Origin of the sequence: Exiguobacterium sp. s181 (assembly GCF_018617125.1) — a bacterium.
GTDB lineage: Bacteria > Bacillota > Bacilli > Exiguobacteriales > Exiguobacteriaceae > Exiguobacterium > Exiguobacterium profundum.
Genome location: NZ_JACSJM010000002.1, coordinates 129,152 through 149,704, shown reverse-complemented (window position 1 = coordinate 149,704; position 20,553 = coordinate 129,152). Strand labels below are relative to the sequence as shown.

24 protein-coding genes are annotated in these 20,553 nt (G+C 48.9%); 13 read left to right on the top strand and 11 right to left on the bottom strand.

Annotated features, from left to right (window positions below; genetic code table 11):
• Window positions 1-6: 6 nt before the first annotated feature.
• The 3 genes from polX to zapA form a co-directional block, all read right to left on the bottom strand.
• Window positions 7-1,701, bottom strand: coding sequence for a DNA polymerase/3'-5' exonuclease PolX (polX, locus tag KNO70_RS07045; RefSeq protein ID WP_214730720.1), 1,695 nt, complete (start codon window positions 1,699-1,701; stop codon window positions 7-9).
• Window positions 1,702-1,768: 67 nt separating this feature from the next.
• The gene (locus KNO70_RS07040; protein ID WP_031421319.1) at window positions 1,769-2,305 is read right to left on the bottom strand and encodes a CvpA family protein; all 537 of its coding nucleotides are present in this window, start codon (window positions 2,303-2,305) and stop codon (window positions 1,769-1,771) included.
• 8 nt (window positions 2,306-2,313) lie between these two features.
• Window positions 2,314-2,535 carry a cell division protein ZapA gene (gene zapA / locus KNO70_RS07035; RefSeq protein WP_015881047.1) on the bottom strand — a complete coding sequence of 74 codons (222 nt, stop codon included), beginning with the start codon at window positions 2,533-2,535 and terminating at the stop codon, window positions 2,314-2,316.
• Window positions 2,536-2,752: 217 nt separating this feature from the next.
• Here zapA and KNO70_RS07030 point away from each other — a divergent pair, with 217 nt between their 5' ends.
• The 4 genes from KNO70_RS07030 (at window position 2,753) to KNO70_RS07020 (ending at window position 5,127) form a co-directional block, all read left to right on the top strand.
• Window positions 2,753-3,961 carry a dicarboxylate/amino acid:cation symporter gene (locus KNO70_RS07030; protein ID WP_251024810.1) on the top strand — a complete coding sequence of 403 codons (1,209 nt, stop codon included), beginning with the start codon at window positions 2,753-2,755 and terminating at the stop codon, window positions 3,959-3,961.
• Between the two features lie 72 nt (window positions 3,962-4,033).
• A complete protein-coding gene (locus KNO70_RS16110; protein ID WP_251030082.1) occupies window positions 4,034-4,564 on the top strand; it encodes a hypothetical protein in 531 nt (176 codons plus the stop codon).
• Complete coding sequence (locus KNO70_RS16105; RefSeq protein WP_251030081.1) at window positions 4,465-4,878, top strand: GNAT family N-acetyltransferase; 414 nt, start codon at window positions 4,465-4,467, stop codon at window positions 4,876-4,878. The genes KNO70_RS16110 and KNO70_RS16105 overlap by 100 nt, the downstream gene beginning before the upstream one ends.
• Before the next feature lie 42 nt (window positions 4,879-4,920).
• Window positions 4,921-5,127, top strand: coding sequence for a hypothetical protein (locus tag KNO70_RS07020; RefSeq protein WP_214684821.1), 207 nt, complete (start codon window positions 4,921-4,923; stop codon window positions 5,125-5,127).
• 31 nt (window positions 5,128-5,158) lie between these two features.
• Here KNO70_RS07020 and KNO70_RS07015 read toward each other — a convergent pair whose 3' ends face one another.
• Window positions 5,159-6,454, bottom strand: a complete 1,296-nt coding sequence (locus tag KNO70_RS07015) for a murein hydrolase activator EnvC family protein (RefSeq protein WP_214811663.1) — start codon at window positions 6,452-6,454, stop codon at window positions 5,159-5,161.
• 293 nt (window positions 6,455-6,747) lie between these two features.
• Entirely contained in the window at window positions 6,748-7,266 is a 519-nt protein-coding gene (locus tag KNO70_RS07010; RefSeq protein ID WP_214684825.1) for a VanZ family protein, read from the bottom strand.
• 161 nt (window positions 7,267-7,427) lie between these two features.
• Here KNO70_RS07010 and KNO70_RS07005 point away from each other — a divergent pair, with 161 nt between their 5' ends.
• Window positions 7,428-7,901, top strand: coding sequence for a glutathione peroxidase (locus KNO70_RS07005; protein WP_078146490.1), 474 nt, complete (start codon window positions 7,428-7,430; stop codon window positions 7,899-7,901).
• 33 nt (window positions 7,902-7,934) lie between these two features.
• Here the strand turns inward: KNO70_RS07005 and KNO70_RS07000 are convergent, their stop codons facing one another.
• Entirely contained in the window at window positions 7,935-8,849 is a 915-nt protein-coding gene (locus tag KNO70_RS07000; protein WP_214684826.1) for a CAP domain-containing protein, read from the bottom strand.
• A 13-nt stretch (window positions 8,850-8,862) separates the two neighbouring features.
• Window positions 8,863-9,315 carry a MarR family winged helix-turn-helix transcriptional regulator gene (locus tag KNO70_RS06995; protein WP_159561931.1) on the bottom strand — a complete coding sequence of 151 codons (453 nt, stop codon included), beginning with the start codon at window positions 9,313-9,315 and terminating at the stop codon, window positions 8,863-8,865.
• A 117-nt stretch (window positions 9,316-9,432) separates the two neighbouring features.
• On the opposite strand from KNO70_RS06995, the gene KNO70_RS06990 reads away from it, so the two are divergent.
• The 3 genes from KNO70_RS06990 (at window position 9,433) to KNO70_RS06980 (ending at window position 12,023) form a co-directional block, all read left to right on the top strand.
• Window positions 9,433-9,846 carry an organic hydroperoxide resistance protein gene (locus tag KNO70_RS06990; RefSeq protein ID WP_015881037.1) on the top strand — a complete coding sequence of 138 codons (414 nt, stop codon included), beginning with the start codon at window positions 9,433-9,435 and terminating at the stop codon, window positions 9,844-9,846.
• Window positions 9,847-9,938: 92 nt separating this feature from the next.
• Complete coding sequence (locus KNO70_RS06985; RefSeq protein WP_214811660.1) at window positions 9,939-10,784, top strand: metallophosphoesterase; 846 nt, start codon at window positions 9,939-9,941, stop codon at window positions 10,782-10,784.
• Between the two features lie 99 nt (window positions 10,785-10,883).
• Complete coding sequence (locus KNO70_RS06980) at window positions 10,884-12,023, top strand: zinc-dependent alcohol dehydrogenase (protein WP_047795560.1); 1,140 nt, start codon at window positions 10,884-10,886, stop codon at window positions 12,021-12,023.
• A gap of 41 nt (window positions 12,024-12,064) precedes the next feature.
• On the opposite strand, the gene KNO70_RS06975 is transcribed toward KNO70_RS06980, so the two are convergent.
• From KNO70_RS06975 to abc-f, 3 genes are all read right to left on the bottom strand, one after another.
• Window positions 12,065-12,967 (bottom strand): cation diffusion facilitator family transporter, encoded by a 903-nt coding sequence (locus KNO70_RS06975; protein WP_214757277.1) that lies wholly within the window; start codon window positions 12,965-12,967, stop codon window positions 12,065-12,067.
• A gap of 111 nt (window positions 12,968-13,078) precedes the next feature.
• Window positions 13,079-13,843, bottom strand: coding sequence for a hypothetical protein (locus tag KNO70_RS06970; RefSeq protein WP_214757279.1), 765 nt, complete (start codon window positions 13,841-13,843; stop codon window positions 13,079-13,081).
• Window positions 13,844-13,854: 11 nt separating this feature from the next.
• Window positions 13,855-15,552 carry a ribosomal protection-like ABC-F family protein gene (gene abc-f, locus KNO70_RS06965; protein WP_214731770.1) on the bottom strand — a complete coding sequence of 566 codons (1,698 nt, stop codon included), beginning with the start codon at window positions 15,550-15,552 and terminating at the stop codon, window positions 13,855-13,857.
• A 367-nt stretch (window positions 15,553-15,919) separates the two neighbouring features.
• Between abc-f and KNO70_RS06960 the strand changes: the two genes are divergently transcribed.
• The 3 genes from KNO70_RS06960 to KNO70_RS06950 all read left to right on the top strand — a co-directional run bounded on the left by KNO70_RS06960 (window position 15,920) and on the right by KNO70_RS06950 (window position 18,347).
• The gene (locus tag KNO70_RS06960) at window positions 15,920-16,825 is read left to right on the top strand and encodes an MBL fold metallo-hydrolase (RefSeq protein ID WP_240499792.1); all 906 of its coding nucleotides are present in this window, start codon (window positions 15,920-15,922) and stop codon (window positions 16,823-16,825) included.
• A gap of 61 nt (window positions 16,826-16,886) precedes the next feature.
• Window positions 16,887-17,720, top strand: a complete 834-nt coding sequence (locus KNO70_RS06955) for an aldo/keto reductase (protein WP_214731772.1) — start codon at window positions 16,887-16,889, stop codon at window positions 17,718-17,720.
• A gap of 12 nt (window positions 17,721-17,732) precedes the next feature.
• Window positions 17,733-18,347: a PH domain-containing protein gene (locus KNO70_RS06950; RefSeq protein WP_015881030.1), complete on the top strand. Its 615-nt coding sequence runs from the start codon at window positions 17,733-17,735 to the stop codon at window positions 18,345-18,347.
• A 42-nt stretch (window positions 18,348-18,389) separates the two neighbouring features.
• Here KNO70_RS06950 and KNO70_RS06945 read toward each other — a convergent pair whose 3' ends face one another.
• Window positions 18,390-18,908, bottom strand: a complete 519-nt coding sequence (locus KNO70_RS06945; protein ID WP_078146481.1) for a DUF1836 domain-containing protein — start codon at window positions 18,906-18,908, stop codon at window positions 18,390-18,392.
• Window positions 18,909-19,035: 127 nt separating this feature from the next.
• On the opposite strand from KNO70_RS06945, the gene trhA reads away from it, so the two are divergent.
• Together trhA and KNO70_RS06935 are read left to right on the top strand one after the other, a co-directional pair.
• Window positions 19,036-19,680, top strand: a complete 645-nt coding sequence (gene trhA, locus KNO70_RS06940; protein WP_031421292.1) for a PAQR family membrane homeostasis protein TrhA — start codon at window positions 19,036-19,038, stop codon at window positions 19,678-19,680.
• Window positions 19,681-19,767: 87 nt separating this feature from the next.
• Entirely contained in the window at window positions 19,768-20,463 is a 696-nt protein-coding gene (locus tag KNO70_RS06935; protein ID WP_214689284.1) for a DsbA family oxidoreductase, read from the top strand.
• Window positions 20,464-20,553: the final 90 nt, after the last annotated feature.

The following is a 20,553-nucleotide window of genomic DNA, read 5'->3' as shown; positions in this document are numbered from 1 at the left end:
TCCTTTCTATCGCTTCGCCGCAAAGAACGCCTTGGCGTCTTCAAACGTGAAGCAGTTGATAATATCTGATGGTTCGAGATAGGCTTTCCGTGCGTGCAACACACCGAGGGCCATGTCTTCCATCATATCTGGGTGGTGCGTGTCCGTGTTGATCATCACTTTGACGCCCGCTGCCTTCGCCTTCTTGAGCGTGGAGGCTGTCAGGTCGAGGCGGTTCGGGTTGGCGTTCAACTCGAGCGCCGTCCCTGTTTCTTTCGCGAGCGCGATCAACTTGTCCTCGTCGATTGGATAGCCGTCCCGACGACCGATGAGTCGACCCGTCGGATGGGCGATCACGTTGACGTACGGAGAACGACAGGCGTTCTCGAGACGAGCCATGATCTCGTCGACCGATTGGTCCATCTTCGAATGGATGGAGGCGACGACGTAATCGAGCGTCTCTAGAAACTCGGGTTCATAGTCGAGCGTCCCGTCAGGACGGATGTCCATCTCAACGCCTCGTAACACGTTCATATCATGTGTCTTCGCGGCCTCGCGGATTTCTTCCCCTTGTGCTTCGAGCCGTTCCTCGGTCAAACCGTTGACGAACGTCAAATACTTCCCGTGGTCGGTGATGGCCATCCATTCATAGCCGCGATCTTTCATCGCCACGACAATTTCGTCGACGGTCAACTTCCCGTCCGACCAGACCGTGTGCATGTGCGCGTCAGCCTTGATGTCCTCGAGCGTGACGAGCTTCGATAAGTCGTGCTCGAACTCGGCATGCCCCTCCCGAAGTTCAGGCGGGATGAATGGGAGACCGTACCGTTCGAACAATTCTTCTTCTGTTTTTGGTTGCCACAATCCGTCTGCTGTCTCGACCCCATATTCGGAAATGGACTCTCCTTTTGCTTTCGCGAGTTGACGCATGCGGACGTTGTGGTCTTTCGAGCCCGTGAAATGGTGAAGCGTCGCAGCGAACGCGCCTGGCTCGACCATACGGAAATCGACCGATACCATCTCTTCACGTTCGAGGACGAGCGAGACTTTCGTCTCGCCTGCCGCAATCACTTCGTTGATGAACGGCAAAGCGAGCAGCTTCTCACGTAGCTCAATCGGCTCCTCGGTCGCGATGATGAAGTCAAGGTCTTTACACGTCTCTTCGGCACGGCGGAAGCTTCCTCCGACCGAATGACGCAAGACGAGCGTCTCCTTCTCTAACACCTCATTGATTTCTTCAACGATTGGTCGCATGACTGCATAAGCCAATCGTTCTGGACGTGATTCGAGGTTCTTCGCGGCTGCGAGTAATTTCTCCACACTCTTCGCCCCGAAACCGGGTAATGATGCAGCCGTCCCATCTTCGAGTACACGGATGAGCGACTCCAAGTCGACGACACCGATTTCACGGAGTTTAGCAAGTTTCTTCCCGCCGAGCCCTTGAATTTTCAAGAGCTTCATCAAACCGAACGGAATCTCTTCTTGCAGTGCTTCAAGTACTTCACTGCGTCCTGTGTCTCGATACTCTTCAAGGACTGCAGCCGTCCCTTTCCCGATTCCTGAGATGGACGTCAAGTCGTCGATGTCCTCGAGTTCAAGGTCCGTGTTCTCTAGCGCTGTCGCCGCCTTGCGGAACGCATTGATTTTAAACGGGTTCTCCCCTTTGATCTCCATATATTGCGCGATTTTTTCGAGCAACATCATCGCTTCTACTTTATTCATATGCTTCCCCCTCTTCACACAGAAAAGACCGAGACACAAGCACTAGCTTGCATTCCGGCCTGTCGTGTCACAACATCTTATTTGAAAACCAATCCGATAGATATGGCGTGTCTTGAATGATATATGTCGCTAGCGACGATTTGTCGACGGCGTTTTGAACGCTCGCCATCGGCACGAACGCGATCACCCAAAGGATGAAGAATGTGATGACATATGCCTCGAAGAATCCTAGGACAGCTCCGATCACACCTTTTAATTGGCGCAAAATTGGCAAGTCCGTCAAGAAGTCGAGCATCGCCAAGATGAGATGCAAGACGAGTTTCGTAATGAGGAACAAGACGACGAACCAAAAGACGTTATAAAATGTCATCTCAATCCCTGAAAGGGAATTGAGGTCCAACACGCCACCCGGGAGCGTTCCGTCGAGCTGAGACGGATACGGGATCCACAGCTTGAACGCTTCGGCTAACTCTTTATAGTACGTATTGGCGACGAGAAAACTAATTATGAGCGCGACCCAATGGCCGAGCTGTAGAATCGCGCCACGACGGAAGCCGTTGACGATTCCGATAAACAAGAAAAACAGTATAAGTAGCGTAACCATGGATTGATTTATTCTCCCATATTTCGTTTAGTTTTGACGTGGTCGCTCGCGATTTGAATCGCAGCCAAGACCGCTGCCTGACGAGCATCTAGATGAGGGGATTGTTCACGAATTTCGCGGATCTTACTGTCGACCAAAAAGCCTACTTCCCTCACGTGGTCAGCGGGTTCTTCGCTTACGATCGTATAGTCTTGACCCGCAATGTGAATCGTTGTTCGTTGTAACTGCACGCGCACCCCTCCTTTACGTCTGTCAGAATTAATCATAACATCGTTTTTATATTAGGAAAAGGAGAAGCCCCTTCCCTTGATATGTACAACATTTTCTAATACCCTTCTAAACAGTTGTCAAACGTCTTTCTTTAGAAAAATTGTAAGAGAAGGTGGCAACATTCCGTAAAATGTGCGAAAATATCAACTATTCAAACAAACAGAAAGGGTGATTGATTTGAAATTACGTATTGGCCTCTTAGGTCGCATCATCATCGCGATCGCTTTCGGTATTTTACTCGGGAGCATCGTACCAGAAAGTCAGAACTGGATTGTTCGGACGTTCGTGACGTTCAACACGGTCTTCGGGCAGTTCTTAGGCTTCGCTATTCCATTGATTATTCTTGCTTTTATCATCCCGGGTATCGGGGAACTTGGAAAAGGAGCAGGAAAGCTGGTCGGACTCACAGCACTCATCGCTTACGCATCAACCATCATCGCCGGAACATTAGCATACTTTGCAACAAGCAACTTGTTCCCGCAAATTTTGACACGGTCGACGACAGGAGCAGAAAATCCAGAAGAAGCCTTGTTGAAAGGGTTCATGGAATTTGAGATTCCACCTGTATTCGGTGTTATGACCGCACTTATCTTAGCTTTCGTCATCGGAATCGGGATTGCCGCGATCGAAAGCAAACGGTCACTCGACCTCGCCATGGATTTCCGCGATATCATCGAACTCTTAATCAGTAAAGTCATTATTCCATTACTTCCAATCCACATCGCCGGAATTTTCATGAACATGACGTACGCTGGTCAAGTCGCTGAGATCCTATCGGTCTTCTCGCTCGTCTTCGTCACAATCATCGTCCTTCATTTGACGATGCTCATGATTCAATATTCAATCGCAGGTGGTCTTAACAAAGAGAATCCGTTCAAGTTGCTCAAGACGATGATGCCGGCTTACTTCACAGCCATCGGGACGCAATCATCGGCCGCGACGATTCCAGTCACGCTTCGCCAAGCGAAGTTGAACAACACGGACGAAGGTGTCGCGAACTTCGTCATCCCGCTCTCGGCAACGATCCACTTGTCAGGGTCGACGATCACACTCACATCGGTCGGTGTCGCGCTCATGTACTTGAATGGCATGGCGTTATCCTACGCAATCATGCTTCCATTCATCCTCGCACTCGGTGTGACGATGATTGCAGCACCAGGTGTACCAGGCGGGGCCGTCATGGCATCGCTCGGATTGTTCGGCTCGATCCTCGGATTCGACGCGACGATGCAAAGTTTGGTCATCGCACTCTACTTGGCACAAGATAGCTTCGGGACAGCAACAAACGTCACGGGTGACGGTGCCATCGCGAAAATCATTCATTACTTCAAACACAACACAAAACTTCTCGACAACACGTCGTCGAAACAAGAAAATATCGCATAATGAACGACTCATAAACGGGCAAGCCATCAGGTTTGTCCGTTTTTGTCTACATATAATAAAGGAGAGAACCATATGGAATGGATTGAATGGAAAGACCCTAATCACTTCTCAGACCGCGTCATGACGGCATTACTCGACGAGGAGGCAAAGAATAGCCTCATGATTGGCGTCTTGAATAACGTCAAACAAGGAATCTATGAAACGTTTCATCAGTTCACAGTCGAAGAGGACGGGGAGCTTCTCGCCATCCTCCAAGTGACACCACCGCATCCACTTCACTATATCGTCGTGAAGACGGAGCGCTCGGACCTTCTCCCGTCTTTCATCATCCCCCACCTTTTGAAAGAAGCAGTCCCCTTCGCGGAAGTCGTCTCGGAACGACAGCAAGCGGAACGTTTCGGGAAAGTATGGCAGGAGTTGACGTCTGGGTCGAGTGAGATGTTCATGTCCCAAGGTCTTTATCGCCTCGACAGCGTGGAAGACATCGACATGGCAAAGGCCACATGCGAGAAGCGACGAAGGCCGACCAGGCACAGCTCGAAGCTTGGTATAGTGCCTTCGAAGCCGAATCAGGTCTCCGATCATCTCCACCAGAGAAGGTGACGAAGGCTGTACAGACGATGCTCGACAGGGAAGAGGCTGTCTTTTGGGAAGTCGACGGACAGGTCGTCTCGTGTGCGAAACGCGCACGTCCAACTGAGAACGGGATCACCGTTTCATTTGTCTACACATCACCTGATGCACGTGGTAGAGGTTACGCGCGAAGTCTCGTTGCAGACCTTAGCCGCCAATTACTTGAGACGAAATCGTTCTGTGTCCTCTATACCGACTTGACGAACCCGACATCGAACAAAATCTATCGGGAAGTCGGTTACCGACAAATCATGGACTCTGCTTGGGTCCGACTCGCTAGATGAAACACATCGCCTCCCCTATACTAATAGAGGAGGCGATTTTTCATGAACAGATTATTCGGTTGGTGGCTCCGTATCCCCCGACAGATCCGATTGACCGCTTTGACACTTGTCACGCTCGCGATACTCGGCTATATGGTGTTCCTTGGAGGCCGGAGCATGCTCGATGACCCAAACTTCGAAACGCTATGGCTCAGTGTCATCGGTGCCTCCCTTTTGACGTTCATCGTCTATAGGGCAACAAAAAAGTGATCGACGCGTTCGTCGATCACTGTCTTTGTGTTTAGAAGAATGATGCTGGGTTAATTGTGCTTCCCGCGCTCGATGAAGAGTACGAATAGCCGCCACGGTGAATCTCGAAGTGAAGGTGTGAACCTGTCGAGTTCCCTGTGCTACCCATGCCGCCAAGGTTTTGTCCTTGTGACACGCGTTGACCCGCAGAAACGGATACCGAGCTCATGTGAGCGTATACTGTCGTCCATACTTGCCCGTTGATCACGTGTGCAATCATAACATGGTTTCCGTATGCGCCACCCCAACCTGCACGGAGGACCGTACCTGTTTGTGCTGCATAGATCGGTGTACCGACTGGACCTGCGATATCAAGAGCGTTGTGGAACGAGTAGCCGTTCGCTCCGCTTGCTGGACCCCATCCTTGTGTGAGGCGACCGCTTGCTGGACGTTGGAACATGCCACCGCTTGCTGGTGCAGACGCTACCGGTGCTGTTGAAGCACTTGAACCGCTATTCGAGCTTGAACCTTGTTGTTTTTTCGCCGCAGCAGTTGCTGCCGCTGCACGACGTGCTTCTTCTTCAGCACGACGTTGCGCTTCGATTTCTGCTTGAATCGCTTGTTCTTGAGCTTTGAGCGTATCTTCCATCTCTTGAAGGCTCATGAGTTTTGATTCGAACTTCACTTTTTCAGCTTCGAGTTTCTTGATTTTCGCAGCACGCTCTTTCATTTTTTGATCGAGCTCTTTCTGACGTTTTTCAAGTTCTTCTTTTTGCTTCACGAGTGAGTCGCGCTCCGCTTTCAAATCAGCTTGCGCTTTCGCGAGTTTTTCTTTCGTTGCTTCGTATTCTTCGAAGATCTGTTGGTCGTTCTCTTGAATCGTACCAGCTGTGATCATACGTGTGATCAAATCACCGAAGTCTTTAGAACCGAAGATGAACTCAGCCCAGTTGACTGACGAGCCACCATTCTTTTGCATCGTCGCCATACGATCTTTCATAAGATCTTCTTGGGCTTTCATTTTCGCTTCGTACTTTTTAATTTGTGCTTGAAGCTTTTTAATTTTTTCTTCAGTGGCACGAATCTCAGCTTTTTTCTGAGCGACATCGTTGATGACGTCTTGGAGTTCAGCATCTAACTTGTTGATCTCTTGCTGCTCTTTGCTGATGGCTTGCTCACGTGATTGAATCGAAGAGTTTGCTTTCGACTGTTCACTGCTATTCTTTTGTCGTTGTTCTTGTACTTTCTTCTGCTTCTCTGTAAGTGAGGCTGCATAAGTCGGTGACGTTCCGCCGATCAAGAGTGCGCCTAGAGTGACTGTAGCTGCAAATTTTTTCAAGTTATACACTGTGCTTCCCTCCGCTGATTCCCGTGTAGTTTTTATCTATAGTCGTAAAGTATTTTTTACAAGATAAGTCGCGACATTTCGTTCGCTCTGTGACTCATTATAGCAATCTAAACCAAAATTTATTTTACACTTATATTTCATTCGTATGACATTGACCTAATTTAAGTTTTATCCTTTAAAAAACGTGGGTATAGACGATATTTTGTTTGGTTTGTTGTCACAAAATAGCTTTAAAAAGAAAAAAAGCACTTCAAGAAAGCGCTTTTCACATAGTAACCTATTCATTTTTTTGACTACCTTAAGGCTACATAACCGGCCCGTTTGCTATTTTTCCGTTTCGAACGAAGGAATAACAACCCACCGAACAAGATGACACCTGCGGCAGCACCCGTACTATCCAAAAGGACATCTTCTAACAGCGCGGTCCGTTCAGGAGTCAAACTCTGATGATACTCATCAAAGATCGCCACCGTGTTCGCGAGTGCCCAAGCGAAGAGTACGTTCAGTCCCGCATGAAGATTCGTTCTCGAGATGGCCTTCACGAATAAGGCACCGAGAACGAAGAACGTGACGACATGTGCCGTCTTCCGCATAAAGAACTCAATCAATCCTGCCGTCCCTAACGTATCAAGTGAGATTTCCTTTCCTGCGTAGTCGAACTGTACGTTCGCGAGCGTCGGTTCGATCCAGCTCCAATTGAATCGCTCGAGTGGCGAAACGATAGACTGGTCCGAGTAAGGCGTCGCACTTGATAAAAAGAGTCCGATTAAAATAAGCGCAATCCATATAAATTCATTTTTTAAAAATCGCATAACACCGTTCCTTTCTACAACGTTTTTCATTATACGGATTCTTTCTTCGGAATGATGTAACAGCGACATCATGATTTCATAACAATTTGATTGCACGCAACGCGTTCAAGTTCGAGTCTGTCCCCTTCTCTTGGTATACTACAGAAAAAGGGGGAATCACCATGATTTATGATTTTGAAGCAGTAGACATGAAAGGACAATTGCAACCGTTAGCTACATATAAAGGCGACGTCTTACTTATCGTCAACACGGCGAGCAAATGTGGGTTCACGCCACAGCTCGAAGGTCTCGAGTCACTTTACAACACATATAAGGGACAGGGTCTACAGGTCTTAGGCTTCCCGTGCAACCAGTTCGGTCATCAAGACCCGGGTTCCAATGAAGAAATCCAGGAGTTCTGTCAACTGAATTACGGGGTATCGTTCCCGATGTTCGCGAAAGTCGACGTGAACGGCAAGGATGCCCACCCACTCTTCACCTATCTCTCAAAAGAAGCACCCGGGCTTCTCGGGTCGAAGGCGATCAAATGGAACTTCACGAAGTTTTTAGTCGACCGTGATGGAAACGTCATCGAACGCTTCTCGCCACAGACAACACCGGCTGAGATTGAGGATGCGGTGAAAAAACTCATTTAATATCGAAAAGGATGGCTCCGAAGAGTCATCCTTTTAACGTGGAGTGATGAAATTGATTGTGTAGAACGGACTGTCTTCTTCATTGTAAGCAAGCCCGACGGCAGCATGGGTGAATCGTGGCTGCATGATGTTCTCACGATGCCCTTTCGAGTTCATGAGTCCCCAATGCGCATGGAACACGCTCATCTGTCCCATGGCCAAGTTTTCGCCGGCCATCGAATATGAAAGTCCCGCTTCGTCCATTCGATCGAACGGGTCCTGTCCTTCTGGGTCTGTATGGCTAAAGAAATCGCTTTCAGCCATGTTTTGACTATGTGCCCGCACGACCGGATAGAGCGGTTCATAGTCGGCTAAAGCGTTCAATTCAAACTTTTCACGGTCCCAATTCATGAGGATGCGCATCAACTGCTCATTGGCGACCGTTCCCTCTTTCGACAAATCACCATAGTAGCCCTCACTCGCCTCTTCGACACGGCGGTCGACCGATAAGATCCCTTTCAAGAGGTCGTCGTCATGCTGGTCAAAAAAGAAAGTGACATACTGTCCGTCGATTGCGAAAACGGAAAACGATGGATCGTCCGGAATCAAGTATCGATTCAATCCCTTATTATACGAAGTCACCGCCTCGAAGCCGATGTCCTCGACTTGATCACGGGTCGTTTCATTCAGTACAAGACCTCGATACGTGCTACCTGTCTCGAACTGATAGAATCCTTTTTTCGCACCGTCCTCATCAATCAGTTCAAGTCCGCGGTCACCGCCACGTTCGACCAAATACCAGTCATGCCCGGCATACTGACTTGCGAACTTTGGCGCGTCTGTCGCTCGTTCGGTCGCCACCTCAGACTCCACCTGAATGCTCGTCGGGGCAGAGACGTTCGGCATCTCATATTGCCAAGCCATATAGAGTCCAATCCCCATCAAGAGGATGATCAATTTTCGAAACATGGCTCCTCCTTCCTTACTGCTCGCGCTGACGCTCCCCGAAATCGTGTAGTCTCGTCTTGATATCGGTGAGCATCTCCATGTATGCGACATACGTCGCTTCGTCTATATTCAGCATACCACTTACTTGTAACGGCACATTCGCCGCCTGCTCACGCAACGCGCTACCGCTTTCGGTCAAACGAACGATGATTTTTCGTTCGTCGTCCGTCGCACGACTTTTCTCCACATAGCCGATTTGGATGAGCCGTTTGACGAGCGGCGACAATGTCCCAGAGTCGAGCGTCAACCGCGATCCGAGTTGTCGCAAATCGATTCCATCCTCTTCCCATAAGACAAGCATCACGAGATATTGACTATACGTCAGGTTTAGCGGTGCTAAAATTGGGCGATATAACCGGGTAAGCTCTTTTGAGGCGGTATACAATTGAAAACAGATTTGATGTTCTAACTTTAACGATTGGTCCATACGTAATCCTCCGTACTCTTCTTTAGCCAAGCATATCACTTGCGAAACTTTTTGACTGCTCTATAATTTAAATTGTGCACAACTTAATTGTTAAAAATGAAATGGAGGAATTCAATCATGAAATCACTATTCACAGCATCAGCAACAGCAATCGGTGGCCGCGAAGGTCATGTGAAATCAACAGATGGCGTCATCGACATGAACGTCTCGATGCCTGGCGCGAAACACGTAGACGGTGCGACAAACCCGGAACAACTTTTCGCAGCTGGCTATGCGGCTTGCTTCGGTAGTGCCCTCAACCTCATCATCGGAAAAGAACGTGTGAAGACAGACGGTTCAAGCGTCACAGGTCACGTCACATTAAACCAAAACGATGAAGGGTTCTTCATTTCAGTCGAACTTGAAGTCGAAATCAAAGGTGTCGACCAAGCGACAGCAGAGCGCCTTGTCGAAGAAGCACACCAAGTGTGCCCTTATTCAAAAGCGACTCGCGGAAATGTCGACGTCAAATTGACAGCGAAAGCTGCATAACATTCATCCCGCTCTCTTGAGCGGGATTTTTTTTGCTTAACCCTGCCTATCAGAGTAAGATAGAGACACGATTAAGGAAGGAGGGAGCACTGATGAAGAAACATAAATCAACTCTTCTTTTTGTTGCACTCGGCATTTTGTTGTTCACGGCGACGTACAATGGGTTGACCGTCCGGACGTATGACGTGACGTCCGATAAACTGTCAGCAGACGAGTCTCTCCGCATCGTGCTCCTCTCCGACTTACACAGCGCTTCATACGGTTATAAACAGTCGATTTTGATCGACCAGGTTCGTGCACAGAAACCGGATCTCATCGCTTTACCGGGCGATTTACTCGACCGGTATCGTTCACCTGAACCCGCCTTCGAACTAATCGAAGGGCTTGAAGGAATTGCGCCGATGTATTTCGTGACCGGCAACCATGAAATCGATGGATCGGATGACTATGTCCGTCACAATGTGAAAGACGTGTTTCGCTCATACGGTGTCAACGTTCTCGAAGACGAATGGGAGACGGTCACCATCAATGGAATCGACCTCGTCATCGGCGGGCTAGAAGATCCTCTTCGTGGGTTCAGAGAAAATATTTATACGGATTGGGATGCGGAGTCGACTGCGGCGATGCAGGACATCGCCCCCGATGAGACGTTCAAGGTACTTCTTTCGCACCGTGCCGAACAAGTCGATACGTATGCTAAACTTCCATTCGACCTCGTCTTGTCCGGACATGCTCATGGCGGGCAAGTGAGAATCCCTTATTTGATGAACGGATTATTCGCACCTGACCAAGGATTCTTTCCTGAATACGCAGGCGGACTCTATGAGCATGAGACGTTCACCCATGTGATTGGACGGGGATTCAATTACAGCTTCAACATTCCACGTATTTACAATCCACCAGAAATTGTCGTGATCGATGTGAATGGTCAAAGATAGTCATCATCGAGTTCCAATATTTAGTTCACCTTTTTTAAAAGAAGGGTATACAAGCTATGTTGCCATTTACTTGTCTTTAAAAAAGGAGGAATGAATTATATGCGCGCAGTAACTTATCAAGGAACTAAGAAGATTGAAGTAAAGGACGTTAGAGATCCCGAAATCGAAAATCGGGAAGAAATCATTGTAAAAATTACATCGACAGCTATTTGTGGATCAGATCTTCATATCTATCAAGGGAATATGCCTACTCGCCCTGGTTTTATTATTGGACATGAGCCTATGGGAATTGTTGAAGAGACTGGACCTGATGTAACTAAAGTGAAAAAGGGTGATCGGGTCGTCCTTCCATTCAATGTATCATGTGGTCACTGCTTTTATTGTGAAAATGAGATGGAGAGTCAGTGCGATAACTCTAACCACGCCCCTCACACTGATGCTGGTGGTTTATTTGGATATACTGAACAGTTTGGAAATCATCCCGGTGGTCAAGCAGAGTTTCTAAAGGTTCCATACGGTAATTTCATGCCGCTTGTCATCCCCGAATCATGTGAGCTTGAAGATGAGGCACTTCTCTTTTTATCTGATGTTATTCCAACAGCATGGTGGAGTTTAGATAATGCTGGCATGAAAGCTGGAGATACGGTAGTGGTTCTCGGATCAGGTCCTGTGGGGTTAATGACTCAAAAATTAGCTTGGGTACGTGGGGCTAAACGGGTTATTGCTGTAGATCCCGAACTCTATCGACTAAATCGGGCAAAACTATCAAATAAAGTAGAAACAATTCTTTTAAAAGATCCAACTGAGACAGGAAAATATATCTATGAGATTACGAATGGCGGGGCAGATGTTGTTATCGACTGTGTGGGTATTGATGGAAAAAAATCTTCAATTGAAAAGATAGAACAAAAACTTATGATCCAAGGCGGTACACTAAGCGCAATCAAAGTAGCAAAAGAAGCGGTTCGTAAATTTGGGGTCGTTCAACTTACCGGGGTATACCCAATGAATTACAATCAGTTTCCGATGGGAGATTTTTTCACCCGAAATGTTACTTTGAAAACAGGACAAGCACCTGTTATTCATTACATGCCTGAGTTATTTCAAATGATCATAGATCAAAAATTTGACCCTACTGACATTATCACGCATCGTTTATCTCTTGAACATGCTGCTGATGCCTATCACTTATTCAATGAGCATTTAGATGACTGCGTAAAAGTAGTATTGAAGCCTTAGTAAAAGGGAGTTCAGTCCAAACTGAACTCCCTTACTCTTCACTACCAGATGATTCGTTCTTCACAACATTGTCGTTCCCGTTCAATCTGGACCGTCGAACGTTCGAACGTCCCGTATTTCCGGATTCGTTCCGTCACTTGTCTCAAGACGTCTTGATCATCCGTCTCTTCTCCAATCAACACGTGACACGTCGCTGCATGCTCGCTCGACGAGATGGACCAGACATGCAAGTCGTGCACTTCTTTCACCCCTTCAACTTTAGCAATCTCTTCTTGCATCGCCCGGACGTCAATCTGTTCCGGCGACCCTTCCATCAAGATATGAATCGCGTCACGCGTCACACGATAACCGCTGATTAAAATCAAAATCGCAACAAAGGCGCTCGCGACCGGGTCCGCCCACGTCCATCCGAACAACATGATGAGGATTGCTGCCGTGATGGCTCCGACCGAGCCGAGCAAATCTCCGAATACGTGCAACAACGCACTCTTCACGTTCAAATTGTCTTTCTCCCCGCGCATTAAAATCCAGGCGGCAAGGATGTTGACGAGCAGCCCGATAATGGCGACGACAAGCATACCACTACTTAGAATTTCTGGTGGCGCGCTGATCCGTTGGTATGCCTCGACAAGGATATAGATCGAGATGACGAGCAGTGTCAGCCCGTTAATGAATGCCGCTAAAATCTCGAAACGTCGATACCCGAACGTCCGGTTCGGTGTCGCCGCTTTCGCCCCAAATCGAACAGCGAGGAAACTGAGTCCTAACGCCGCCGCATCTCCTAGCATATGCCCCGCATCCGATAATAGCGCCAAACTGTTCGTCCATAGTCCGCCGATCACTTCGACGACCATGAACGCCGCAATCAAGAGAAAGGCGAGTAAGAGCGCCCGCTGATTCGTCGAATGATGGTGATGGTGGTCGTGATCATGATGATGTCCCATAACTGATTCCTCCTTCTACTGTTTATCTTATTCCATTTTAACCAAACATTCAAACGTTCATTTGAATGAAAAACAATAAAAAAACGGGAGAATGAATTCTCCCGCTTTGTCTCATTTTTGCTCCAGACGGACACGCATGACGCCGTTATAAGGGAACAGTTTCAATTGGAGCGTCTCGCCCTCGAACCAAATTCCGGTCGCTTGTTCGCGAGTCGGTTGTAAGTCTGGCGTCGCGGTTGCTTGTTTGTCCCAATCAACGGCCCGTACTTTTTGGTCCCGGACCATGAGGAAGAATCCATCATAGAAATGATACTCGTTCACTTGGTCACGTTGAACGGCAGAAGGACTGCCAAGCTCCGCACGGACAGTTTCGAGATCTTTCCCAATCCAGTCAAGGACGGACTCCGAAGCGTTTGGGACGACTTGTTGCCAAGCGGCAATCACCTCGTCATCCGATAAAGCTGTCGCCTCTGTCGTCACACTTTCTTCTGTGACCCAGCCGGTCAACCGCTCGTTCAACTGAACTTTCACAAATCCACTTACCGTCTCCAACCGTTCAAATCGATCACCCAAGTCGGCTTCATAAACGACCGTGACCCGGTCATCCGCGTATACTTTCGTATACGGTTGCCCGATATAAATCTTATCTGCCGATTCCGTCTCAGCATCAGCATCAGCCGGTTGTTCCGACTCGGAGTCGACCATTTCCGTGGCAATCTCATCCGATTCCGGTAAAGCCGAGTCCTGTTTCTTGTCAATCAGTGCCGCGAACGCGATGATCCCGACCAAGGCGAGCATTAATGCCAATGCCGTCGTGATACGGAACACGCGTTTACGCTTCCGCGTCGTCGCACGCGACAATCTTCCTCCATTCATGTTCTTCACTCCTACTCGATTCGATTCATTTCACTCGTTTCGTCAAATGGTAGGAGGTTTCCTGCTTCATCAAAAAATTTCAATTCATCTTTTGTCAATTCGTCCATCGTTCTGACCATTTGTTCGACATCGACCGGTTCATCGCGCTCATCGTTCTCACGTATGACAATGTGCTCTCCTAATTCAATCGTGCGCGAAGTCAGACGATGAAAGTAGCGGTCGTGGGAAATCAACAATAATCCACCCGGATAGACGGACAACGCCGCCTCGATTTGTTCGCGTGTCGCCACATCTAAATAGTTCGTCGGTTCATCTAATGCCAACAGATGGGCATCCGAGAAGTACAAGATGAGAAACGCGATTCGACACTTTTCTCCCATGCTCGCCTCGGTAATCGGTCGGTGCACTTCATCTCGCCGGAACAAGAAGTGAGCGAGCAACGTCCGCGCCTCCGTCTCTCCGATCTCACTATTGGCGAGTAACGCCTCAAGTAACGTTCCGGTCTCCGGGAGACGCTCGAGCGTTTGAGAGAAATATCCGATCTTCAGACGAGGATGTCGCTTGATCACGCCCGAGTGTGGTAATCGTTCACCGATCAGCACGTTTAATAACGTCGTCTTTCCGCTTCCGTTCGGTCCGGTAATCGAGATCCGCTCTCCTTTATTCATCGAGAAGGAAAACGGTTCATAGAACGGCTTGTCGTATCCAAACGTCACATCCTCACACGTCAGCCACGTTTTCGCTTCGAGCTCATCCGCCGCAAAACGGACGGAGATGGATTTCTCCTCTTTTGGTTTTTGTGGACGATTGTCTTCGAGCTGCCTTAACTTCTGTTCTCTTGCCTTCATTTTGACGGCGAGATTGGCCGCTCCTTTTTGCGCTCCCGGACTGCGGACACTCGCTGTCGCTTTCGCCTTTAAGTGCCACCCTTTATATTGGGCAATCATCTCGAGAAGTTCTGCCTTTCGGTTCTCGTATCGAGCATGTGCTCGCTCGTCACGCACGCGTTCTTCTTCTTTTTGATGTTTATACGCCGTATAGTTTCCCTGATATCGAGTGACTAGTCCGCCTGACAGTTCAAGAATGGTCGTTGCGACATCATCCATTAGTTGACGGTCGTGTGAGATGATGAGCACCGTCCCCTTAAACTGATTCAACCACTTCGTGAGCCAGTCGATCGACTCGAGATCCAGATGGTTCGTCGGTTCGTCGAGCAGGACGAGGTCCACCCGCTTCATCGTCAGTGTTGAGAGCTGAGCTCGCGTCTTCTCGCCTCCACTTAGCTCGTTAATGTTTCGGAAGAGGTGCTCCTCCAGCCCAAGTCGAGTCAATGCTCTTGTCGCCTCTTGTTCCAAGTTGTACACATCGAGTGCGAGCGCCCGTTCATAGGACCGCATGACACGCATCTCGTCACCAGAAGAAACATCTTCATAGAGCGCATATCGTTCTGGATCACTGCGCATCGTCCACTCAAGTACGGTCATGTCTGTCGATTCGATGGTCTGTCGGACGAGTCCGACCTCGCCAAGACATTCAATCTTCCCGGCTTGCGGGGTCAACTCCCCGGTCATGAGTCGGAAGAGCGTCGTCTTCCCACTCCCGTTCAATCCGAATAATACGGCACGCTCTCCAGCCGCGACCTCGAACGAGACCGCGTCAAATAATGGTTTCCGGTCATAGTCAAACCGGACTTGTTTTACTGCTAACATCTGTTTCACCTCGCTTATGAATCCGATACGCGATGAAACAAAAAACACCATCCGCTTCAAAGCGGTGGTGTGAAGGAATCCGTTCAAAGAGGAAAACGAGCGCTTCCCGTATTTGAAAAAATGGACACACTTCACCCGTGACTGTTCAAGCGAACAATGATGATTCGTCTCATCGTTGGAGTGAACGTGTATTTTTCATAGCACGGTGTACCTCTCTTTCCTAAGTTACTGCCACCTTATCAAATTGAAAGCGGATCCGCAAGAGTGTACCCCACAATCTCCCATTTTTTCTACTCCTTTAGGCGGATGCGGTGCATCTGTCCTCGCGATATGATGACAGTATATTCGAACAGTGAGGTGATGCATGATGCGTCGACGCATTCTCGTTCCGAGTGCCGTCTTGGCGAGCGTCGGAACGTTTCTCTATACACGATTCAAACGACAGCTCCCCCGTCCGCGCTTTAAATGGCCGGAACGTCCAGAACTGACAACCATTGATGAGACGCATGTGCAGGCGACGTGGATCGGGCATTCGACGGTCCTCATTCATTGGTATGGGCTCAAGATTTTAACGGACCCCGTCTTCTCAAAACGAATCGGTGTCCATCTCGGACCGCTGACAGTCGGCATGAAACGTCACACCGCTCCGGCCCTCTCCATTGAGGAGGTCGGCCCGGTCGATGTCATCCTACTCAGCCATGCCCATATGGACCACTTTGACCATAAAAGTTTGAAGCGACTCATCACTCGCGAGACGATTGTCGTCTCTGCTCCTGGGACGAGCCGCCTGTTGCGCCGATACCCGAGTCTGCAGACGCTCGAACTGCATCCACATGACAAAGTGACACTTGCGAACGGGCTCGATGTCCGCGCCATTCCCGTCAAGCATTGGGGCAACCGTTTCCCGTGGGACAAACATATGGGGTACAACGGATACCTGCTCAAATACAAAGGGATTCGTATGCTCTTCGCAGGAGACACGGCCTATACCGACTCCTTCAAAGGACTCGCTGACCGTGAACCGATCGACCTCGCCTTCTTCCCAATCGGTGCCTATCAACCGGACTCGTTCCAGGAAGCACACTGTACTCCGGAACAGGCTTGGATGATGTACAAAGAGAGCGGAGCGAAGCGTTTCTTCCCGATGCATTGGGATACGTTCGTCCTTTCTTATGAGCCTGTCGAGGAACCGTATCATCGTCTCGTCGCGGCCGCAAAACTCGACCGTGACCAAATTGTGATCAAGGCGCACGGGGAAAGCATCCGTCTGTAGTTTTTACTTTCCCTTCATCCAAAATTTCGGTAACGTTATAGACGAGAGGGAGGGATTTTTTATGGAATGGACGACGTTGAATAATAACGTCAAGATGCCGATGCTCGGGCTCGGTGTCTATAAGGTCGAAGATGGCGCAGTGACGGTCGATACGGTCAAAGCTGCGCTCGATGCAGACTATCGATTGATCGATACGGCTGCGATTTATCAAAATGAAGAGAGTGTCGGACAAGCGCTTCGTGAAGCAGGCATCCCACGAGAGGACGTCTTTGTGACGACAAAGCTTTGGAACGAGTTCCACGGATTCGACGAGGCGCTCCAAGCGTTTCAGGATAGCTTAAATCGGCTCGGACTCGAGTATGTCGACTTGTTCCTCATCCACTGGCCGATGCCTCGTTTCGGTAAATTCGTCGAAACGTACAAAGCACTCGAACAGCTGTATGAAGAAGGACGCGTCCGAGCAATCGGCGTCTCGAACTTTGAGATCGAGCATTTGGAACAAATCATTCAATCTTGCTCGATCGTCCCGGCCGTGAACCAGGTCGAGATCCATCCATATTTGTCTCAGAAAGAACTGATTGCATTCTGCAAGCGATATGACATCCAAATTCAAGCGTGGAGTCCACTCATGAAAGGACGCGAAGCGCTCGAAGATGAGACGATTGTCAAGGTTGCGAACGCTCACGGCAAGTCACCGGCTCAAGTCATCTTGCGTTGGCATTTACAGAACGGAGTCGCCGTCATTCCAAAATCGGTCACACCGAGTCGAATCAAAGAAAACATACAGGTATTCGACTTCACGTTGACGAAAGAAGAGATGGCGGCCATCGATGCGCTCAATCGTGACGAGCGGACCGGGTCCGACCCGAAAGAGATGCATAAAATCCATTACTGAGGAGTGAATGACATGTTCAAAAAACTGGCTTCTGATTTGACTGGCTTCAGCGACATCGGTGAGGTGATCGACCCGTCCGATTTTGATAAGGCGGACTCGGATGATTATGTCCTCCATGAGGATAACGAAAAGATCTATTTCTTGATCAAATCAAAATCGGATGAATACTGCTTTACAAACTTAGGTATGATTCACCTTGATGGAACGAGTGCGATGAGTTCGAAACGAGTGCTATATCGTTACCCTTACGCACACTATCCGATTAAGCACGTCATGTTCGAGACGGCCGGCACCGTCGACCTCGATGTCGAAGTCAAATTCACAATCGGCGACAAGCCATACTCAATCGATATCAACAAGAAACAAATCGAGCACGTGAAAGATTTGTACAAGGCACTCCTCGCGATTGAAGAGATTCAGCGGGAAGGCCGTCGCATGATGGAGTATGCGAACACATCACTGACTCACTCCGTCTCGATCTTGAGCGGACTTCGTGAAGGTGACATGAACGTGCCGAACACGTTCAAGGAATTGAACGAGCAATCGTTCGATTGGCTACAACGCCACTATCATGAATGGAACCGTAAAGACTTCGGTACGGTTTACGAGAAATACATCAATAACTAAAACAACTCCTCCGCAGACGATTTGTCTTCGGAGGAGTTGTTTTTAGTTCTCATCGATCAATTGCTCGGCCAACCGCTGATACAAGTGGCTCATATGAACGGCAGATGCGATGGCGAGCGTTCGCTTGACATCGCTCTCTTTTTCGAGCGATGTACTTAATAGCGTGTCCGCCTGGGCTTCGAACGCTTCTAGATTCTTCACTTTCTGAGCCTGATAGGCCTCGTAGAAGTCTTCAAGTGAGAACGTCTCATCCGACTCGTTCAACGGTCGGAGCGTCTCCTTAATATCACTGATCGACAAGAGACCTTTCATCTCATAAATCAAACTGAGTAACATCAGATGTTCATTTGTATACTTTTTATTTTTGACGGGATGAAACAACTTGCCCTTGGCATAGTTGTTGATCATCGTCTTCGTCAAAATGGTCTCCTTCTCGTTTCGCTTCATCTTCCCATAATGCTGCTCGAACAGCTGGATGACCTGATCCATGTATAAATTGATGGTCGGCAGCACATCCCGCGGGAGTGTGCCTTCCGTTTCGGTAATGTCCTTCGCTTTCATCTACCTCACCTCACTTCCTAAGTATAAAGAAAACTTCCATTTGTCGAAAGGTACACCTTGCTGTTTGTTCCTCTTCAGTATATCATGTAGTTATCGATACTACATGATGTGATAAGGAGTGTTTTACATGCATTCGATTTTCCGTGAACCCATCAACGCACTGACGCATCTTGCCGGTGCGGTACTGGCTTTCATCGCCCTCATCGCGATGGTCGTCAAAGCCTCGTTACTCGGCTCGCCGCTTGCCATTATGGCCGCGATTCTATTCGGGATCAGCCTCGTCTTTCTTTACTTATCGTCAGGTCTTTACCATAGCATCATCGCCTCACCGAACGTCATCGCTTTCTTCCGGAGAATCGATCATGCGATGATTTACGCATTGATTGCGGGTACATACGCACCGCTCACGTTACTCGCGCTCGAAGGACCGACGCGGTGGGTCCTCTTCGGTACCGTACACGCACTCGCCTTGTTCGGCATTATCTTCAAACTCGTTTGGTTCCATGCCCCGCGTTTCTTGTCCACCGCGCTCTATATCGGGATGGGCTGGCTGTCCGTCTTCTTTATCGGACCGCTCCATGACGTAATCGGCAACGCCGGTATCTTCTGGCTCGTCCTCGGTGGCGTCATGTATACCATTGGTGGACTCATTTACGGGTTCAAGCCAAAATTCGTCAACTGGCGAGGCTGGGGCTTCCATGAGGTGTTCCATCTGTTCATCTTGTTCGGAAGCTTCGCCCACTTCGTCTGTGTGTTTTGGTACGTCTTTTAAGTCCTCCTCGTGGAGGGCTTTTTTCATGAGCCGTTTCCTGTACTTTGAATTCAAGATTTCCTACACTAAGGACAGGAGGGATTCATCATGAAAATTGAAGTATGGTCAGATTATGTCTGCCCGTTTTGTTATATCGGTAAGCGTCGTCTAGAAGAGGCGCTCGAACAGTTCCCACAGGCAGACCAAGTGGAAGTCGAATTCAAGAGTTTCGAACTCGACCCGAACGCCCCGACGAATGATTCACGTACCATCTATGAGGCACTCGCAACGAAATATCGGATGCCGATCGAACAGGCAAAAGGAACGACTGCACAAGTCGCCGCTCAGGCCCGCGAAGTCGGACTCGATTACGATTTTGAGAACATGGTCGTGACGGGTACGCTCGACTCGCATCGTTTGACGCATTACGCGAAAACGGTCGGGAAAGAAAAAGAATTGTCGGAAGCGTTGCTTCAGGCGTATTTTGTCGACGCGAAACACATCGGGAATCACGATGTGCTGCTTGAAATCGCGACAAGCGTCGGACTCGAACGTGACGCCGTGCGTGACGTCTTGACGACTGACGTGTATACGGAAGACGTCCGTGCCGAAGAGAAACGCGCAAGCGACCTCGGCATCACGGGTGTCCCGTTCTTCGTATTCGACAACAAATATGGGGTGTCTGGTGCTCAGCCGACGGAAGCGTTCACGCAAGTGCTCGAAAAAGTCTGGTCTGAGAACAATCCGACGATCCAAGTCCTTTCGAACGGCGCGACGTGCACCGACGACAACTGTGATATTTGATTGATGAAGAAGCCGACGTTTGGCTTCTTTTTTGTGGCTAAATGAATCATTCTCAAGCATAATTATTATCAACAGATAAGAATCGAGGAA

Excerpts from the sequence above, each read along its gene's own strand:
- polX (WP_214730720.1), bottom strand. The coding sequence starts at position 1,701 with ATGAATAAAGTAGAAGCGATGATGTTGCTCGAAAAAATCGCGCAATAT.
- KNO70_RS06995 (WP_159561931.1), bottom strand. The coding sequence starts at position 9,315 with ATGGACCAATCGTTAAAGTTAGAACATCAAATCTGTTTTCAATTGTAT.
- KNO70_RS06990 (WP_015881037.1), top strand. The coding sequence starts at position 9,433 with ATGAAATCACTATTCACAGCATCAGCAACAGCAATCGGTGGCCGCGAA.
- KNO70_RS07040 (WP_031421319.1), bottom strand. The coding sequence starts at position 2,305 with ATGGTTACGCTACTTATACTGTTTTTCTTGTTTATCGGAATCGTCAAC.
- KNO70_RS16105 (WP_251030081.1), top strand. The coding sequence starts at position 4,465 with ATGCGAGAAGCGACGAAGGCCGACCAGGCACAGCTCGAAGCTTGGTAT.
- KNO70_RS06980 (WP_047795560.1), top strand. The coding sequence starts at position 10,884 with ATGCGCGCAGTAACTTATCAAGGAACTAAGAAGATTGAAGTAAAGGAC.
- KNO70_RS06970 (WP_214757279.1), bottom strand. The coding sequence starts at position 13,843 with ATGAATGGAGGAAGATTGTCGCGTGCGACGACGCGGAAGCGTAAACGC.
- KNO70_RS07010 (WP_214684825.1), bottom strand. The coding sequence starts at position 7,266 with ATGCGATTTTTAAAAAATGAATTTATATGGATTGCGCTTATTTTAATC.
- KNO70_RS07020 (WP_214684821.1), top strand. The coding sequence starts at position 4,921 with ATGAACAGATTATTCGGTTGGTGGCTCCGTATCCCCCGACAGATCCGA.
- KNO70_RS06955 (WP_214731772.1), top strand. The coding sequence starts at position 16,887 with ATGGAATGGACGACGTTGAATAATAACGTCAAGATGCCGATGCTCGGG.
- KNO70_RS16110 (WP_251030082.1), top strand. The coding sequence starts at position 4,034 with ATGGAATGGATTGAATGGAAAGACCCTAATCACTTCTCAGACCGCGTC.
- abc-f (WP_214731770.1), bottom strand. The coding sequence starts at position 15,552 with ATGTTAGCAGTAAAACAAGTCCGGTTTGACTATGACCGGAAACCATTA.
- KNO70_RS06950 (WP_015881030.1), top strand. The coding sequence starts at position 17,733 with ATGTTCAAAAAACTGGCTTCTGATTTGACTGGCTTCAGCGACATCGGT.
- KNO70_RS06935 (WP_214689284.1), top strand. The coding sequence starts at position 19,768 with ATGAAAATTGAAGTATGGTCAGATTATGTCTGCCCGTTTTGTTATATC.
- trhA (WP_031421292.1), top strand. The coding sequence starts at position 19,036 with ATGCATTCGATTTTCCGTGAACCCATCAACGCACTGACGCATCTTGCC.
- KNO70_RS06975 (WP_214757277.1), bottom strand. The coding sequence starts at position 12,967 with ATGGGACATCATCATGATCACGACCACCATCACCATCATTCGACGAAT.
- KNO70_RS06945 (WP_078146481.1), bottom strand. The coding sequence starts at position 18,908 with ATGAAAGCGAAGGACATTACCGAAACGGAAGGCACACTCCCGCGGGAT.
- KNO70_RS07000 (WP_214684826.1), bottom strand. The coding sequence starts at position 8,849 with ATGTTTCGAAAATTGATCATCCTCTTGATGGGGATTGGACTCTATATG.
- KNO70_RS06960 (WP_240499792.1), top strand. The coding sequence starts at position 15,920 with ATGCGTCGACGCATTCTCGTTCCGAGTGCCGTCTTGGCGAGCGTCGGA.
- KNO70_RS07005 (WP_078146490.1), top strand. The coding sequence starts at position 7,428 with ATGATTTATGATTTTGAAGCAGTAGACATGAAAGGACAATTGCAACCG.
- KNO70_RS06985 (WP_214811660.1), top strand. The coding sequence starts at position 9,939 with ATGAAGAAACATAAATCAACTCTTCTTTTTGTTGCACTCGGCATTTTG.